Origin of the sequence: Streptomyces kaniharaensis, assembly GCF_009569385.1 — a bacterium.
GTDB classification, from domain to species: domain Bacteria; phylum Actinomycetota; class Actinomycetes; order Streptomycetales; family Streptomycetaceae; genus Kitasatospora; species Kitasatospora kaniharaensis.
In genome coordinates, this window is the sequence record NZ_WBOF01000001.1 from 2,977,878 (window position 1) to 2,992,752 (window position 14,875).

14 protein-coding genes and 1 pseudogene are annotated in these 14,875 nt (G+C 72.9%); 10 read left to right on the top strand and 5 right to left on the bottom strand.

The window, feature by feature from the left end; all coding sequences use genetic code 11:
- Positions 1–104: 104 nt before the first annotated feature.
- Entirely contained in the window at positions 105–695 is a 591-nt protein-coding gene (locus F7Q99_RS13620; protein WP_153461500.1) for a hypothetical protein, read from the bottom strand.
- A gap of 114 nt (positions 696–809) precedes the next feature.
- Positions 810–1,592: an alpha/beta fold hydrolase gene (locus F7Q99_RS13625; RefSeq protein WP_153461501.1), complete on the bottom strand. Its 783-nt coding sequence runs from the start codon at positions 1,590–1,592 to the stop codon at positions 810–812.
- A 304-nt stretch (positions 1,593–1,896) separates the two neighbouring features.
- Between F7Q99_RS13625 and F7Q99_RS13630 the strand changes: the two genes are divergently transcribed.
- A complete protein-coding gene (locus F7Q99_RS13630; RefSeq protein WP_153461503.1) occupies positions 1,897–2,400 on the top strand; it encodes a hypothetical protein in 504 nt (167 codons plus the stop codon).
- A gap of 437 nt (positions 2,401–2,837) precedes the next feature.
- Here the strand turns inward: F7Q99_RS13630 and F7Q99_RS13635 are convergent.
- Positions 2,838–2,981, bottom strand: a pseudogene (locus tag F7Q99_RS13635) (response regulator transcription factor); the annotation flags it as partial.
- A 288-nt stretch (positions 2,982–3,269) separates the two neighbouring features.
- Here F7Q99_RS13635 and F7Q99_RS13640 point away from each other — a divergent pair.
- The 7 genes from F7Q99_RS13640 (at position 3,270) to F7Q99_RS13670 (ending at position 9,772) form a co-directional block, all read left to right on the top strand.
- Positions 3,270–3,683, top strand: a complete 414-nt coding sequence (locus F7Q99_RS13640; protein ID WP_153461505.1) for a YunG family protein — start codon at positions 3,270–3,272, stop codon at positions 3,681–3,683.
- Between the two features lie 107 nt (positions 3,684–3,790).
- Positions 3,791–4,672: an NAD(P)-dependent oxidoreductase gene (locus tag F7Q99_RS13645; protein WP_153461507.1), complete on the top strand. Its 882-nt coding sequence runs from the start codon at positions 3,791–3,793 to the stop codon at positions 4,670–4,672.
- A 58-nt stretch (positions 4,673–4,730) separates the two neighbouring features.
- Positions 4,731–5,306, top strand: a complete 576-nt coding sequence (locus F7Q99_RS13650; RefSeq protein ID WP_153461509.1) for a GNAT family N-acetyltransferase — start codon at positions 4,731–4,733, stop codon at positions 5,304–5,306.
- Positions 5,307–5,390: 84 nt separating this feature from the next.
- Positions 5,391–5,942, top strand: a complete 552-nt coding sequence (locus F7Q99_RS13655; RefSeq protein WP_326847201.1) for a flavodoxin family protein — start codon at positions 5,391–5,393, stop codon at positions 5,940–5,942.
- A gap of 368 nt (positions 5,943–6,310) precedes the next feature.
- A complete protein-coding gene (locus F7Q99_RS13660; protein ID WP_153461512.1) occupies positions 6,311–7,468 on the top strand; it encodes an LPXTG cell wall anchor domain-containing protein in 1,158 nt (385 codons plus the stop codon).
- Positions 7,469–7,626: 158 nt separating this feature from the next.
- Positions 7,627–8,859, top strand: a complete 1,233-nt coding sequence (locus tag F7Q99_RS13665) for a hypothetical protein (RefSeq protein WP_407697780.1) — start codon at positions 7,627–7,629, stop codon at positions 8,857–8,859.
- A gap of 142 nt (positions 8,860–9,001) precedes the next feature.
- On the top strand, positions 9,002–9,772 hold the full coding sequence (locus F7Q99_RS13670) for a MerR family transcriptional regulator (RefSeq protein ID WP_153461514.1): 771 nt from the start codon (positions 9,002–9,004) through the stop codon (positions 9,770–9,772).
- 8 nt (positions 9,773–9,780) lie between these two features.
- Here the strand turns inward: F7Q99_RS13670 and F7Q99_RS13675 are convergent, their stop codons facing one another.
- Positions 9,781–10,728 (bottom strand): helix-turn-helix domain-containing protein, encoded by a 948-nt coding sequence (locus F7Q99_RS13675; RefSeq protein ID WP_407697853.1) that lies wholly within the window; start codon positions 10,726–10,728, stop codon positions 9,781–9,783.
- Between the two features lie 345 nt (positions 10,729–11,073).
- Here F7Q99_RS13675 and F7Q99_RS13680 point away from each other — a divergent pair, with 345 nt between their 5' ends.
- The gene (locus tag F7Q99_RS13680) at positions 11,074–11,751 is read left to right on the top strand and encodes an RNA polymerase sigma factor (RefSeq protein WP_230210210.1); all 678 of its coding nucleotides are present in this window, start codon (positions 11,074–11,076) and stop codon (positions 11,749–11,751) included.
- Positions 11,748–13,181 (top strand): hypothetical protein, encoded by a 1,434-nt coding sequence (locus tag F7Q99_RS13685; RefSeq protein ID WP_153461518.1) that lies wholly within the window; start codon positions 11,748–11,750, stop codon positions 13,179–13,181. Before F7Q99_RS13680 ends, F7Q99_RS13685 begins: the two co-directional genes overlap by 4 nt.
- A gap of 155 nt (positions 13,182–13,336) precedes the next feature.
- Here F7Q99_RS13685 and F7Q99_RS13690 read toward each other — a convergent pair whose 3' ends face one another.
- A complete protein-coding gene (locus F7Q99_RS13690) occupies positions 13,337–14,836 on the bottom strand; it encodes an aminopeptidase P family protein (protein WP_326846629.1) in 1,500 nt (499 codons plus the stop codon).
- Between the last annotated feature and the right edge of the window lie 39 nt (positions 14,837–14,875).

Below are 14,875 nucleotides of genomic sequence, written 5' to 3' on the forward strand. Positions count from 1 at the left end.
CTCTGCGGGTGGTCGCCGATGGAAGGGGAAACGTCGGAAAAGCGGGAAGCCGCAGTCGGGGTGACTGCGGCTTCCCGCGGGCGTTCGCCGCTTCCGTCGTCGGGTCACATGCTCAGGCCGCGCGCGTAGTTGACCCGGTTCATCAGGTCCATCACCTGGTTCGGCGAGCTGACCGGGACGGAGGTGGTGTGGTAGCGGCCGGCGCCCGAGACGGTGATCTGGACGTGGCCGACGGTGCGGCGCTCCTTCATCAGCAGGAAGAGCAGGCCGATGAGGCAGAAGAAAAAGAAGATGATCGCCAGCACGATCCCGGCCGGGGCGATCCGCTCCTCGGTGCGGGAGAGGTCGGTGGCCGTCCAGACCGCGCCGCGCAGTGGGATGGGGCCGGCCGGGGTGATGATGCCGGTGCTGGTCACGGCGATGTCGCCGATGGTCACCAGCGGCTGGCCCGGGGCGGAACCGACCGCCTCCGGGTAGCCGTAACCGCCCGCGGCCGGCTCCGGGTAGCCGTACCCTCCGGCGGCCGGGACCGGCAGGGCGGCCGGCGGGTAGCCGTAGTCGGAGGTGGGGTGGGGGTAGCCGTAGACCGGGGCGCCCGAGGCCGGCGGCTGGGCCGGCATGCCCGGGGGCGCCGCCGGGGGCGGCGGGACGGGGGGCTGGCCCGGAGCGTCGAACGGGGGCGGAGGAGTCGTCATGAACGGTCTTTCCCGCGGCGATTGCGTGGCGGCTGTTCGGGCAGTCTCTCGCATCCGGTGCTCGGGCCGCGAGCCCTCCCGGGGATTCCCGCGGTCGCGGGCGGGCCGGCCCGGTCAGGCGGCGGTGAGGAAGTCGCGGACGGTCCGGGTGAACGCCTCGGTCTCCTCGGCGAGCACGATGTGCCCGGTGTCGAACTCGGCGTACTCGCTGCCGGCGATGGCCGCGTGCAGCCGGCGGGTGTTCTCCACCGGGACGGTGGCGTCCTGGGTGCAGCCGATCACCAGGGTCGGGGCCTGGACGCCGGGGAGCAGGGCGCTGATGTCCAGGCCGAGGTCGAGGGCGATGTGCCGCAGGGTGCCGGAAGTCGGCTGCATGTAGGCGGTGTTGGCCTCGACCGCGGTGCGGCCGATCCGGTTGAGGAAGCCGCGGCTGAAGGCGGTGAGAGTGGCGTAGCGGCCGAAGGCGGCGGGGTTGTCGGCGAGCGACAGCCACGTGTGGAACGAGACGCGCAGGTACTCGTCCTGGTCCGCGCTGATCCACCCGGCGGCGGCGACGAGGCGGCGCACCAGGTCCGGGCGCAGGGCGGCGGCAGCGGTGGCGACGACCGCGCCGAGCGAGAAGCCGACGACGTCGGCGGGGCCGCGGCCGGCGTCCTCGATGACGGCGTTGACCTGGGCGGCGAGGGTTTCGACGGTCAGCTCGGCACCGTCGTCCTCGGCGGCCTCGCTGCCGGAGAGGTCGGGCAGCAGGACGGTGTAGCGGTCGGTGAAGGAGTCCAGCAGGGCGTCCCACATGCCGGAGCCGGGGCCGGTGCCGTGGACCAGGACGAGGGTGTCGGGGCCGTCGCCGACGACGCGGTAGGGGATGCGGGCGGGGCCGACGGTGATGGTGGGCATGGCGGGTCCTTCCGGATGGTGGTGGTTGGGATGGGGCGGTGGGGGCCTGATCGCCCCGCCGTCCCTCGCAACGAGAAGTAAACTACACGGTGCAGATTAGTGATTCAACTGCACCGTGCAGTGCACTTTGGTTTCGCGGGAACGGCAGGGGTGGAACTGATCCCGCATGCTCGCCGTCGGAGGAGTGACGGAATCCCTGCCCGGGTTGAACACCGGGAGGAGTACGGAGTGCCCTGTGCTGTCAGGTGGTGCCGAACTGAACGTCGGATGCCCGGCGGGCTGCCCCGGCTGTGCGCCGGATCCGGTGTCCGAGTGGCCGGCTGTCGAGGCGACGATCGATCAACTCGACGCTGCGGCACGCTGCGAGACGCTGCTCCAGGACACGGTGGACGCCATCAGCCCGGCGCCGGTCTGGCGGAGCGCGTTACCTCGCGAGGGCACTCGGCTGCCGTTGCCGGGGGAGGGTGTGGACCCGCGCTGGTACGTCACCCGGGGGCGGGACTTCCTCACCATCGTCTCGGAGGCCCGGCGCGGAGCGCTGGTCGGCGCGGTGGGCGGGTACTGGCGGCGGCGCGGCTGGACGATCACCTCGGTGAACGCCGGTCGGCGGCTGCCGGGGGTGGCCGCCGAGACCCCTGATGGCTACCAACTCGCCTTGCACGTTGGAGACTTGGGTGAGGTAGGGCTGACGGCGAGCTCGCCGGGGGCGGCCCGCTCGGAGCGGCTGCCGTACGTGCAGGGTGTGGCCGGCTGTGGTCGCCCGTCGCTGCCGCACGTGTGCTGTCCCTACTGGAGCGCGATGGCGTGACGGGCGGGCGACCGGCGGGGGAGGCGCGGAGCCAGTCCCCCGACTCGCTCCGCGCCGCCTCGTCGCGCGGCTTCGGCATTGCCGCTCCCCCCGACTCCCCGGCCGCCCGCCGTTCCCCCCTGGCTGCACCCTCCGGCGAGAGCGGTCCGCACAGGCTCCGGCGAGCCCCCTCCCCCGGGGACGTCGTTGGTCACCACGCTAACAAACCGCGTGGTTGGTTTGTCAATAGCCGGATCCACGAAACATCCACAATCGTGGCAGGAGGCTCGGGGGTGCGCCACCAGGTATTTGTGGGTGCGTCAGGGCGCCTCAGAGCGTGCAGGGGGTGTGAAGAGCGCGCACGAGGGGCGCGGGCACCGGGCACGAGTGGCCTGGAATCCGACATTCCGAGCATCCCGGCAGTACGGAGCGGCACCGGGCGAGCGCTCAGCGCAGCAGCGGCGCTCCTTGGCCACGGCCACCGCGCCGGCCCGGGTGTCGACACCCAACTTGTCGTAGATCCGGCCCAGATGGGTCTTCCCGGTGGCTTCGCTGATGAACAGCGCGCGGGCGATCTCCCGGTTGCCGAGCCCCTGCGCCAGACCATCGACGCCGCCACCCGCGCCGCCCAGGCCACCCTGGACGCGGCGGCCAAGGCCGGCCAGCACGGGCCCGCAGTCGCCGGAGTCGGCCCAGCGCAAGGCCTTCAGCACGTCCGCCCGTCCCGCCGCCGGTGTACGGGGCGGGCGTCGCCGAGCCGTACGGAGACCGGAAGGGCGTGCCGGAGGAGTTGCTCGTTCGAGTGAAGATCGAGAAGGTTGCCGCAGCACACAGGGCGGTCCGGTGGAAAGCCGGTGCCGGTGTCAGTGGCGCGTGGCAGGCTTCCCGGTATGACGGCGTGGACCCTCAACGACATCGAACGTGCGATCCGCTCCTCCTGGGGTGTCGACACCTGTGCGCCCGAGGACCTGGCCCACTGGCGTCCCGACAATCCCGCCCGCGGCCAGGCCGGCGTGACGGCGATGGTGGTGCACGACCTGCTCGGCGGCGAGCTGATGATGGGCGAGGTGCGCGCCGGCGGTGTCCGGACGGACCTGCACTGGTGGAACCGCTCCGCCGCCGGCATCGAGATCGACCTCACCCACGAGCAGTTCGGGCCGGACGAGCTGGTCGGCCCCGGCCGCCCGGTCGCCCGCCCGGCCCGCCCCGGCAGGCTGCACGCCCAGTACGTGCTGCTGCGCCACCGGGTGGCCATCGAGCTGGAGCGCGGCCGGACGCGGCTGCCGGAGCGCGCCTGCGCGTGAACTCCGCGACGCCGCAGCCGCCCTGCGCGTGAACTCCGCAGGAGTGGAATCCGCCTGACGTACAGTCGTCCAAACGATGCGGACGGCTGCGGCGACAGGAGTGCGCGATGACCGGGACGATCGGCTTCGTGGGGCTGGGCGCGATGGGCCGGGGCATGGCCGACAGCCTGCTGCGGGCCGGCCACGTCGTACGGGTCTGGAACCGTTCACCCGAGCCGGTGGCCGCCCTGGCGGCCCGGGGCGCCGAGCCGGCCGGCACGCTCGCCGAGGTGTTCGCCGCCGACACCGTGGTGTCCATGCTCGCCGACGACGAGACGGTCGAGCGGCTGGTGCTCGACCGCGCCCTGCTGGCGGGCGCGGCGGCGACCCTGCACGTCAACATGGCCACCGTCTCCCTCGCGCTCGCCGGGCGCGCCGAGGCCGCGCACGCCGAGCACGGCATCGGCTACGTCGCGGCGCCCGTCCTCGGCCGGCCCCCGGTCGCCGCCGCCGGGCAGCTGAACATCCTGGCCGCGGGCGAGCCGGCCCTTCTGGCCCGCGCCGAGCCGCTGTTCGCCGCGATGGGGCAGCGCACCTGGCACTTCGGCGACCGTCCGCGCCAGGCCAACACCGCCAAGATCGGCGCCAACTTCCTGCTGGCCTGCGCGATCGAGTCGATGGCCGAGGCGTGCAGCCTGGCCGAGGCCAACGGCGTCCGCCCGACCGACCTGATCGAACTGCTCACCGCCACCCTCTTCCCCGGGCCGGTCTACACGGGCTACGGCGCGATGGTGGCCGAACGCCGCTACGAACCGGCCGGGTTCAGGTTGCCGCTGGGACTCAAGGACGTCGGCCTCGCACTGGACGCCGGGGCCGCCTCGACCGTCCCCCTCCCGTTCGGCGGTGTCCTGCGGGACGCCTTCCTGGACGCGCTCGCGCACGGGGACGGCGACAAGGACTGGGCCGCCGTCGCGGCCGTCGCCCGCCGCAGGGCGGGCCTGCCCGACTGAGCGGTCCGCGCGCGACAACCACGTGCCCGCCGCGGCGCGTTCCGCCTGCCATCCGGGCGTGACGCTCACGAACGACGACCGTTGCGGCGCGCCCTGGCTGGTCCGCACCGACCGGCTGGAACTGCGCGCCGTCCGCCTCGCCGACCTCGCACCGCTCCACGCGATCAACCACGATCCGCGCACCTGGTCGCATCTGCCCGAGGGCCGGCACCTGGATGAGGCGACCACCCGGGCCTGGATCGAACGGGCCGTCGACGTCTGGGAGTCCGACGGCATGGGCTACTGGACGGCCCGGCTGGGCGCCGGCGGCCCGGTGATCGGCATCGGCGGCGCCTCGTACCAGGACGCCTCCGGCTACTGGAACCTCTACTACCGGTTCGATCCGGCCCACTGGGGCCACGGCTACGCCACCGAGCTCTCCCGGGCCGCCCTCGACGCCGCCCACCGGCACGCGCCGGAGCGGCTGGTGGCGGCCTGGGTGGACGACCACAACGCGCAGTCCCGTGCGGTCGTCCAGAAGCTCGGGCTGGCGGACCACGGGCTGCGCACGCACCCCGTCCTCGGCGATCCGGTGCGGCTGTGGGCGGACCGGCCGGTTCCGCCCGCCGATCCGGACCGGCCGCCCCGGGAATAACCGGCCCGGATCATGCGCTCGCACCGTCGTCCGCATGACATGACCGGGGGAGTACCGATGGCCGATCAGCCGGCCGGCACCGACGTGCCGCGCAGTTTCCTGTTCCTCACCGCGAGTTCGCGCACCGACGGGAACTCCGAGCAACTCGCCCGGTTGGCCGCCGAGGCGAGCCTGCCGCCCGGGGCGGAGCAGCGCTGGCTGCGGCTGAGCGAGCACCCGCTGCCGCCGTTCGCGGACCTGCGCCACACCGGGGACGGCCGCTACCCCGAGCCCGTCGGCAACGAACGGACGCTGCTGGACGCGACGTTGGCCGCCACCGACGTGGTCTTCGTCGCGCCGCTGTACTGGTACTCGCTGCCGACCAGCGCGAAGCTGTACCTCGACTACTGGTCGGCCTGGTTCCGGGTGCCCGGCGTGGACTTCCGGGCGGGGATGAACGGCGGCACGATATGGGCCGTCACCGCCCTGGCCGGCGAGGACGAGACGGCCGACCCGTTGATCGGCACGCTCCGGCTGACGGCCGACTACATGGGCATGCGCTGGGGCGGCGCGCTGCTCGGCAACGGCACCCGGCCGGGGGACGTGCTCAGCGACGAGCGGGCGATGGTCGCCGCCAAGTCCTTCTTCGCCGGCTGACCGGCCCGGTTGATCAAGCCGGGCGACCGGGCTTGATCAACCGGGCCGGCTCGGTCGACCGGTTGCCTGTTCCGGCGACCGTCGGATTCACGCCAGACAGGCCCGTGCGGTACGGTCCTCTGGGCGTGTACCCGTCACTCTCCGGTCATCATTTGGCAAAGGTCAAATGCCTTGCCGGGGGACGGAGTTGGACGATTCGGGCAGGCATTCCGGCTGGACGGGACAGCGCGTGACACCTGCCTTTCGAAGTGGCCGGATCGTTCGGTAGTCTCCGTCCGACTTTCAAACTTCGCGGGGGGTATGCGGTGCGAACGAGCCGTGCCCGCCGCGCCTCCGGGCCGCGCCCGGACTCTCCCGTGAGGTCTCCCTTGTCCATACGTCGCACTCTTGCCCTTGCCGGCGCCGCCGCGCTCGCGTCCTCGATGGTGCTCGCCGGTGCCCAGGGCGCTGCCGCCGTCGGTGCCACCGCCTCCCCGTCCACCGCCCCGTCGCAGGCCGACAAGGCTGCGGCCCAGACCCTCGACCTCTCGGTGCACGGGGTGCCGGACACCTTCATCGCCGGCGGCGAGGCCCGCGAGTTCACCTACAAGATCAACAACCCGAGCAAGCACGACGACGCCTTCTACCCGCTGCTCAAGTTCAAGAACAAGGCGGCCTCGCTCAAGGGCAAGGACCTGAAGGTCGAGTACCAGCTGCCCGGCGAGAAGTGGCAGACCGGTGTGGTCGCGCCCGGCGGCGACGGCGACGACGGCGGCGTCCTGACCCTGCTCGGTTCCATCGGGCCGGACGGCAACGTCACCGACGACTCCCTGCTGGTCGTGAACCGGGGCAAGAGCCTCACGATCAAGGTCCGGGTCTCCTTCACCGCGGACGCCCCGCTCGGCAAGGCCGGTGTCGTCCCGGTGGTGTACGCCGCCGAGCTCGACGACAACACCCACCTGCCGGTCAACAACGGCACCTTCAGCTGCGAGGGCATCCGCGGCGCCGGCTTCACCATCAAGAAGGCGAGCCCGACGACCAGCCCGACCGCCAGCCCCACCCACACCGGCAAGCCGAGCCCGACCGCGACCACCTCGCCGACGGCCACCCACTCGCCGACCGCCACCGCGTCGCCGACGGCCACCGCCACCTCCACCGCCACGGCGACCGCGACGTCCACCTCCACCGCCACGGCGACGGCGACCGCCACGGCCACCGCGACCGCCCCGGCCCCGACCACCGGCGCGCCGACCGCCTCGCCGACCGCGTCCGCCTCGACCGCCGCCCCGGCCCCGTCCGGGAGCAGCACCGATGCCCAGCAGCCGATCGACTTCCCGGTGACCGTCCCGACCGTCACCCCGCCGAAGATCACCCAGGCCGGCGTCACCAAGGCCAAGGCCGCCGCCGACAACACCGACAAGGCCCTCGCCGCCACCGGTGGCGGCGACCACACCACCGCGATCGCCGCCACCGGTGGCGCCGTCCTGGTGGCCGGCGTCGGCACCCTCGTCGTGCTGCGCCGCCGCAAGTCGGCCCAGCAGGGCTGACCCCGGCCGTCCTGCCGCACCGGCAGGACAGGACCGCTTGAGTACCGCCGCGCCGCCCGGCCGTCCACCCGACGGACACCCGGGCGGCGCGGAAGGTACTTCTCCGTCACATAGGATGTCCGGCCGGAGGGGGGCGGAACCGGCGGGGAGAGGGACAGGTGCGGGGAGCACGCACGGCACGGACGACCACCGACTACGAGGCCGACACCGGGCGGATCGCGGGTCTCCCGCTCCGCAGGCACCACGTTCTGCTGGTTGCCTGGACGGTGCTCTGGTTCTTCCTGGTCGAGCCCAGCGGGGGCTTCTCCTGGCACTACCTGCGCCAGGGTGAGCAGCTGCTCTTCAGCAGCCAGCCCGACGGCGGGCTCGCGCTCTATGCCCGCCACCCCGAGCTGCAGATCGGCCCGGTGAGCCTGGCCGCCGCCCGGCTCACCGCCCCGTTCTCGCCGCACACCGGCCAGCTGGTGGCCGAGGCGGTGATGTCCGCGCTCGGCCTGGTGATGCTGGTCCTGGTCGGCCGCACCGCCGCCCTGTACTACCTCGGCACCGGCACCAACCACCGCCGGCTCCAGCAGCGCCTGCTGATAGCCGGGCTGGCGTTCATCCCGATGTGGGTCGAGGTCTCGGTCCGCTTCGCGCACCTCGACGACGTGCTGGCGCTGTTCTTCACCACCCTGGCCGCGCACGCGCTCGCCCGCGGCAAGCCCACCCAGGTGGCCCTCTTCCTGGCGCTGGCGGTGGACTCCAAGCCCTGGGCGATCGCCTTCGCCCCGCTGATCCTCGCCCTGCCCCGAACCGCCTGGCTGCGCACCGCGCTCTGGTTCGCCGGGCTGGTGGCGATCGCCTGGCTGCCGTTCTACCTCGGCAACCTGGACACCCTCGCCGCCGCCAAGTTCACCATCCCCAACCAGCCCGCCTCCTCGCTGCGCTGGTTCGGCGTGACCGACCCGTCCACCCCCTGGTGGGACCGGCCGACCCAGTTCGCGCTCGGCATCGGCCTCGGCAGCATCGCGGTCTGGCGGGGCCGCTGGCCGGCCGTCGTGCTGCTCGGCGCGGACGCCCGGGTCCTGCTCGACCCCAGCGTCTACACGTACTACACCGCCTCGATCCTGCTCGGCACCCTGCTCTGGGACGCGGTCGGGCAGAAGCGGCTGGTGCCGTGGTGGAGCTGGATCGCGCTGGCCGCGCTGTACGGCGGCACGCTGTTCATACCGTCCGACGCGGGGCGCGGCTTCGTCCGGCTCGCCTTCGTCGTCATTTCGGCGGCCTACGTGCTGCTCTGGCCCACCCAGCAGACCCGCCGCCCGCGCCCCTCGTCCGACGACCCGGGCAGCGGCCGCGGCCGGCCCCGCCGGCGGCGCGAGCGCGTGCTCGTCGGCACCGGGAACTAGCGGGCCGAGCGCCGGACGTCGAGCTGGACGCCCGGCTGGGTCACCAGGTCGCGCGCGTCGTGCGGGATTCCTTCGAAGCGGCTTGACCCTCACGCGGCGTGAGAGACGAGCGTGGACGTCAGCACGAAGGGAGCACCCCCGCATGAGCAGCGACGGATACTCGGTCGGCGCCGTGGCGAAGATCGCCAAGGTGACCGTCCGCACCCTGCACCACTACGACGAGATCGGCCTGCTGTCCCCCGCGGGCCGCACCCGGGCCGGCTACCGCCGGTACGTGGACGCCGATCTCGACCGGCTGCAGCAGATCCTGTTCTACCGCGAACTCGGGTTCCCCCTGGAAGAGATCGCGGCGATCCTGGACGACGACTCGGTCAGCCCGAGCGAGCACCTCCGGCGGCAGCACCGGCTGCTGACCGACCGGATCAAGCACCTCCAGGACCTCGCCACGGCCGTCGAACACGCCATGGAGGCACGGAGAATGGGCATTCAGCTGACCCCGGAAGAGAAGTTCGAGATCTTCGGCGAGGACTACAAGGAGGAGTGGGAGCAGGAGGCCGAGCAGCGCTGGGGCGACACCGAGGCCTGGGCCGAGTCGCAGCGCCGCGCCGGCTCCTACACCAAGGCCGACTGGCAGCGGATCCAGACCGAGATGACCGCCCTCAACACCAGCCTGGTCGAGGCGCTCACCGCCGGCGAGCCCGCCGACGGCGCCGTCGCCATGGACCTCGCCGAGGAGCACCGGCAGCACATCTGCCAGAACTTCTACGACTGCACCTACACCATCCACCGCGGCCTGGCCGGGCTGTACGTCTCCGACCCGCGGTGGACGACCACGTACGAGAACCTCACCCCGGGCCTCGCGCAGTGGCTGCACGACGCCATCCTCGCCAACGCGGACCGGCACGAGGCCTGACGGAACCGCTACGCGACCCCGTGGCCGAAGCCGCGCCGGTAGGCCGTCGGGGAGGTGCGCATCACGCGGCCGAAGTGGTGACGGAACGTCGCCGCGCTCTCGAAGCCGACCGCGGCGGCGATCTCCTCGACCGTCCCCTCCGGGGACTCCAGCAACGGGAGACTGGCCGCGATGCGCTGGGTGACGACCCAGCGCATCGGGCTGGTCCCGTTGCGGGCCGTGAAGTGCCGCAGGTACGAGCGGTCGGACATCCGCGCGGACCGGGCCAGCGCCGAAATGGTCAGCGGCGACGACAGGTTGGCCATCGCCCACTGCATGCTGCGGGCGATCCCGTCGTCCTCCTCCTCGACCGGCCGCACCGCCGCCTCGATGAACTGGGCCTGCCCGCCGTCCCGGTGCGGCGGCACCACGAACCGGCGGGCGACGCTGTTGGCCACCTTGGCGCCGTGATCCCGGCGCACCAGGTGCAGGCACAGGTCGATCCCGGCCGCGCTGCCAGCGCTGGTGAGCACGTCCCCGTCGTCCACGTACAGCACGTCCGGATTGACCCGCACCCGCGGGTACCGCTGCTGGAGCAGTTCGGCGTACCGCCAGTGGGTGGTCGCCTCCCGGCCGTCCAGCAGCCCGGCGGCGGCCAGGGCGAAGGCGCCCCCGCAGATCGAGACGATCCGGGCGCCGCGCTCGTGCGCCGTCCGCAGCGCGGCCACCAGCCCCGGCGAGACCCCCACGCCGCCGAGCGCGTTCGGCACCCCGGGGACCACCACGGTGTCGGCCGCCGCCAGCTCGTCGAGCCCGTGCCGGGCCACCATCGCGAACCCGCCCACCGCGTCCAGGGCCGTCCCCGGCCGGTCGGCGCACACCTTCAGGCCGTACCAGGGCGCCGCCAGCAGGCCGGTCAGCTCCGGCCGGGCGAGCCCGAACACCTCCACCACCACCCCGAGTTCGAACGGTGCCATGCCGGGGAAGGCGTACACCGCCACGTCGTGCACCGGCTCCGGCCGCCGCCCGATGGCGACCGGCACCGGCTCGGGCGTGACGATCCGTCCCTCGGCGTGCTGCTCGACCATGCGAACCCCCTGCTCACGGGTGGCGGAACGCCGGTGAGTGTAGCCGCCCCGGCCAGCCCGGAATTTTCTTCGAATCCACCTGCAACCTCCGCCCCGGTCGAACGTCCTTTGGTACGGGGCGGAGGGATTCGGGCCGACGGGGGCTGGGAGGATCTCTCCGATCATGATCTTGATCAGGTGATGTGGCGGTCCGGCACGCGCCGGAACCGTCCCGGGGGAGAGCGGAAAACGCACATGTCCATGGCCATCGGGCCGCTCGCCGGACCAACACGGGGGCGCGGCTTCTCCATCCGCGGAGCCGTCGCCGTACTGTTCGGCGCCCAGGAGGCCGGCGAGCCGATCGCCGGCCCCACCGCCGACCAGCAGGCGGCGCAGCGCCGCTCCGGCTTCCGGCTGCTGCGCGGCGGCCGCAGGCCCGCGGAGGACCGGCCCACCCTCACCGACCTGTACCACGCCCACCGGCTGGGCCTGGTCCGGATGGCCGTCCTGCTGGTCGACCACCAGGACCTCGCGGAGGACGTCGTCCAGGAGGCCTTCACCCAGCTCTACCAGCGCCACGGCGAGGACCTGGACGACCTCGACAACGCGCTCGGCTACCTGCGCACGGCGGTCGTCAACGGCGCCCGCTCGATGCTGCGCCGCCGCAAGACGGCCCGCGAGTACGTGCCGCCGCACGAGGCCGACGCGCCGTCGGCCGAGGACCACGCGGTGCTCAACGACGAGCACCGGCGCGTGCTGGTGGCGCTGCAGGAGCTGACCCCCCGCCAGCGCGAGGTGCTGGTGCTGCGCTACTGGTCCGACATGTCCGAGGCGCAGATAGCCGAGACCCTGGGGCTGTCCCGGGGCGCCGTGAAGTCCACCGCCAGCCGGGCCCTGGACGCTCTGGAAAAGTACCTGGAGAAGGTTCGATGACCGAGAAGTTCCCCCGCCGGATCGGCGGCGACGGCGACGGGCCGGCCGAGACACCGACGGAACGGCTGCTGCGCGAGGCGATGAACGCCCGCACGTCCCTGATCACCGCGCACGACCTGCGCCCGGCCGCACCCCCCAATCGCCGGATCCGCCGCCTGCGGCCGGTCTACGCCGTCACGGTCCCGCTGCTCGGCCTGGCCGCCGCCATGGCGATCGGCGTGGTCACGCTCCACGGAAGCCCGGTGGCCGACCACGAGGTCCCGCCGGCCGCCACCGTGACGGCCTCCCCGAGCCCGACCCCCACGGCGACGCCCACCGAAACCCCCACCCCCACGGCCACCCCGACCGACACCGCCACCCCGTCGAGCACCTCCGAGACCGTCGCCCCCCTCGGCGACGACATGCCGTCCGCCGACCCGACGCCGAGCAGCACCGGCATCCCCCTGGGCTCGGCGAGACCGTACACGTTCCGGGGCGTGAAGCTGAAGATCCCCGCGGGCTGGCGGGTCGCGGACCCAGTCGGTTTCCACCTGTGCGTCCTGAGCCCGGGGGCGCCGCAGGACGCCGGCTACAGCGACTGCCAGCCCTACGGCGTCGAGTTGTCGGTGTTCGACACGGAGCCGCAGAACTGGCCGTCGACCGCTGATCTCGACGCCGAAGGTGGCTGGGCCCACCAGCCCTACTGCCCGGTCTGGGGCAACCCGCACGCGCCCGCGGGCGAGTCGATCAACAGCGTCGGCCCGACGAAGAGCACCCCCACCGTGGCCGGCCGCTCCGCGCTCAAGTCGCAGTGGAAGGTGACCTGCGGCAAGGACGCCTTCACGGCTCAGATGTGGGCGCTGCCCAAGGACCAGGTGTTCGTCTCGGCGATCGGTCTCAAGGACGACTACCAGCCGGGCCTGATGTCGATCGTCAACAGCCTGGACGTCAGCGGCCGTCCCGCGCTCGCGGCCTCGTCGACCCCCTCGGGTTTCCCGAGCGCCCCGCCCGGCGTCAGCGTCACGTTCAGCCAGATCGGTTCGCAGGTGAAGGTGAAGGGTGCGCCTGCCATCTTCTCGGTGATCTACCAGAACACCGGCCAGACCAACTACGCCGCCGTCGAGCCGCTGGTCTTCACGGAGACCTACGCGGGTACGCCAAGCAGTCCGGTCCCCATGAATCTGGGAAAGTTGGAGCGCCAGGACGGTGACACCTGGGTCCAGCTCCCGGTTTCGCCCGGCGGTGGCATGGATTATGCGATGGCGCCCAGGACGGCCTCCTTCCCGCTGGCGCCGGGCCAGAGCAGGACGGTGACGTACCGGCTGACGCTGGACGGCGACGACGGCCCCGGAGCGATGCCGGTGACGGCCCAAGCGGTGCTGCCGTACGACGGCACGCAGCGGCTGACCGTGCTCGGGACGCGCTCCGTCGCGGTGGAGGTCGTGAAGTAGTACCCGTCAGACCGCCGTTGAGGTGTCGCGCCCAGGGGATATCCCCTGGGCGAAAGGACGCGTCGCTAAGACCCTCCCGTCGCTGAGCCCGCACGCACGAGGGCCCGGCCTCCCCGCTCACCCGGGGAGGCCGGGCCCTCGGGCGTTCAGCCGGCTCAGGCCAGCGAGGCCATCCAGGCCTCGACGTCCTCGGCGCGGCGCGGCAGGCCGGCCGAGAGGTTCTCGTTGCCGTCGGCGGTGACCAGGATGTCGTCCTCGATCCGGACGCCGATGCCGCGGTACTCCTCCGGCACGGTCAGGTCGTCCTGCTGGAAGTACAGGCCGGGCTCGACCGTGAGGACCATGCCGGGCACCAGCAGGGCGTCGACGTGCTCCTCGCGGCGGGAGTGGGCGCAGTCGTGGACGTCCAGGCCGAGCATGTGGCCGGTGCCGTGCAGCGTCCAGCGGCGCTGGAGGCCGAGCTCCAGGACCTTCTCGACGTCGTACACCGAGCCGTCGAGCAGGCCCCAGGCGAGCAGGCGCTCGGCGAGCACGCGCTGGGAGGCCTCGTGGAAGTCGCGGAAGCGGGCGCCGGGCCTCACCGCGGCGATGCCGGCCTCCTGGGCGTCGTGGACGGCCTGGTAGATCTTCCGCTGCAGGTCGGTGAACCGGCCGTTGATCGGCAGGGTGCGGGTGACGTCGGCGGTGTAGAGGGTGTGCGTCTCCACGCCGGCGTCGAGCAGCAGCAGCTCGCCGGGGCGGACGTCGCCGTCGTTGCGGACCCAGTGCAGGGTGGTGGCGTGCGGGCCGGCGGCGGCGATGGTGCCGTAGCCGACGTCGTTGCCCTCGACCCGGGCGCGGCGCCAGAAGGTGCCCTCGATCCAGCGCTCGGACGTGGCGACGGCCTGGCCGAGCTCGCGGACGACGTCGGTGAAGCCCTTGACGGTGGCGTCGCAGGCGGCGCGCAGCTCGCCGATCTCCCACTCGTCCTTGACCAGCCGCAGGCCGCTCAGGAACTCCTTGAGCTCGGCGTCCTTCCCGGCGTCGAGGACGTCGGCGAGGGCGGCCTCCAGCCCGGCGTCGTAGCCGCGGACCATCCGGGTGGGGGCGGTGGAGTCCTTGGCGCGCGCGGCGAGCTCGTCGGCGGCCTTGCGGACGTCGCGGACGGGCAGGCCGAGCAGCTGCTCCTGCTCGGTGAGGCTGTGCCGGCGGCCGACCCACAGCTCGCCGTAGCCGTCGAGCCAGAACTCGCCGTTCTCGCGGTCGGAGCGGGGCAGCAGGTAGAGGCCGAACTCGTGGCCGGCGTCGCCGGTGGGCTCGGCGACGAGGACGGCGTCCTCGGTCTGGTCGCCGGTGAGGTGCACGTACTCGCTGGCGGCGCGGAAGCCGTAGTCGGTGTCGTTGGCCCGGACCCGCAGGTTGCCGGCCGGGATCACCAGGCGCTCACCGGGGTGGGCGGCGGAGAGCTTGGCGCGCCGCTCGGCCGCGTACGGGGCCTGGGCGACGGGGGCGAGGCCGTGCAGCTCGGTGTCGGCCCAGCCGGTCTTCATCGAGGCGGCCAGTTCGTCGGAGACCTCGGAGTACAGGCCGTTCTTGCGGCCCTTGAACTGCTGGGGCTCCTCGCCGCCGGTGGCCTCGGGGTTCTCGGCCACGGCCGGGGTGCGGTCCTCGGTCACGTACAACGCCTCCTTGGGGGTGGTGCCGCCCGCCCATGG

What these genes read in the sequence shown, in the direction of transcription:
- F7Q99_RS13620 (WP_153461500.1), bottom strand. Translation starts at nt 695, where the DNA reads ATGACGACTCCTCCGCCCCCGTTCGACGCTCCGGGCCAGCCCCCCGTC.
- F7Q99_RS13625 (WP_153461501.1), bottom strand. Translation starts at nt 1,592, where the DNA reads ATGCCCACCATCACCGTCGGCCCCGCCCGCATCCCCTACCGCGTCGTC.
- F7Q99_RS13640 (WP_153461505.1), top strand. Translation starts at nt 3,270, where the DNA reads ATGACGGCGTGGACCCTCAACGACATCGAACGTGCGATCCGCTCCTCC.
- F7Q99_RS13645 (WP_153461507.1), top strand. Translation starts at nt 3,791, where the DNA reads ATGACCGGGACGATCGGCTTCGTGGGGCTGGGCGCGATGGGCCGGGGC.
- F7Q99_RS13670 (WP_153461514.1), top strand. Translation starts at nt 9,002, where the DNA reads ATGAGCAGCGACGGATACTCGGTCGGCGCCGTGGCGAAGATCGCCAAG.
- F7Q99_RS13675 (WP_407697853.1), bottom strand. Translation starts at nt 10,728, where the DNA reads ATGGCACCGTTCGAACTCGGGGTGGTGGTGGAGGTGTTCGGGCTCGCC.
- F7Q99_RS13680 (WP_230210210.1), top strand. Translation starts at nt 11,074, where the DNA reads ATGTCCATGGCCATCGGGCCGCTCGCCGGACCAACACGGGGGCGCGGC.
- F7Q99_RS13685 (WP_153461518.1), top strand. Translation starts at nt 11,748, where the DNA reads ATGACCGAGAAGTTCCCCCGCCGGATCGGCGGCGACGGCGACGGGCCG.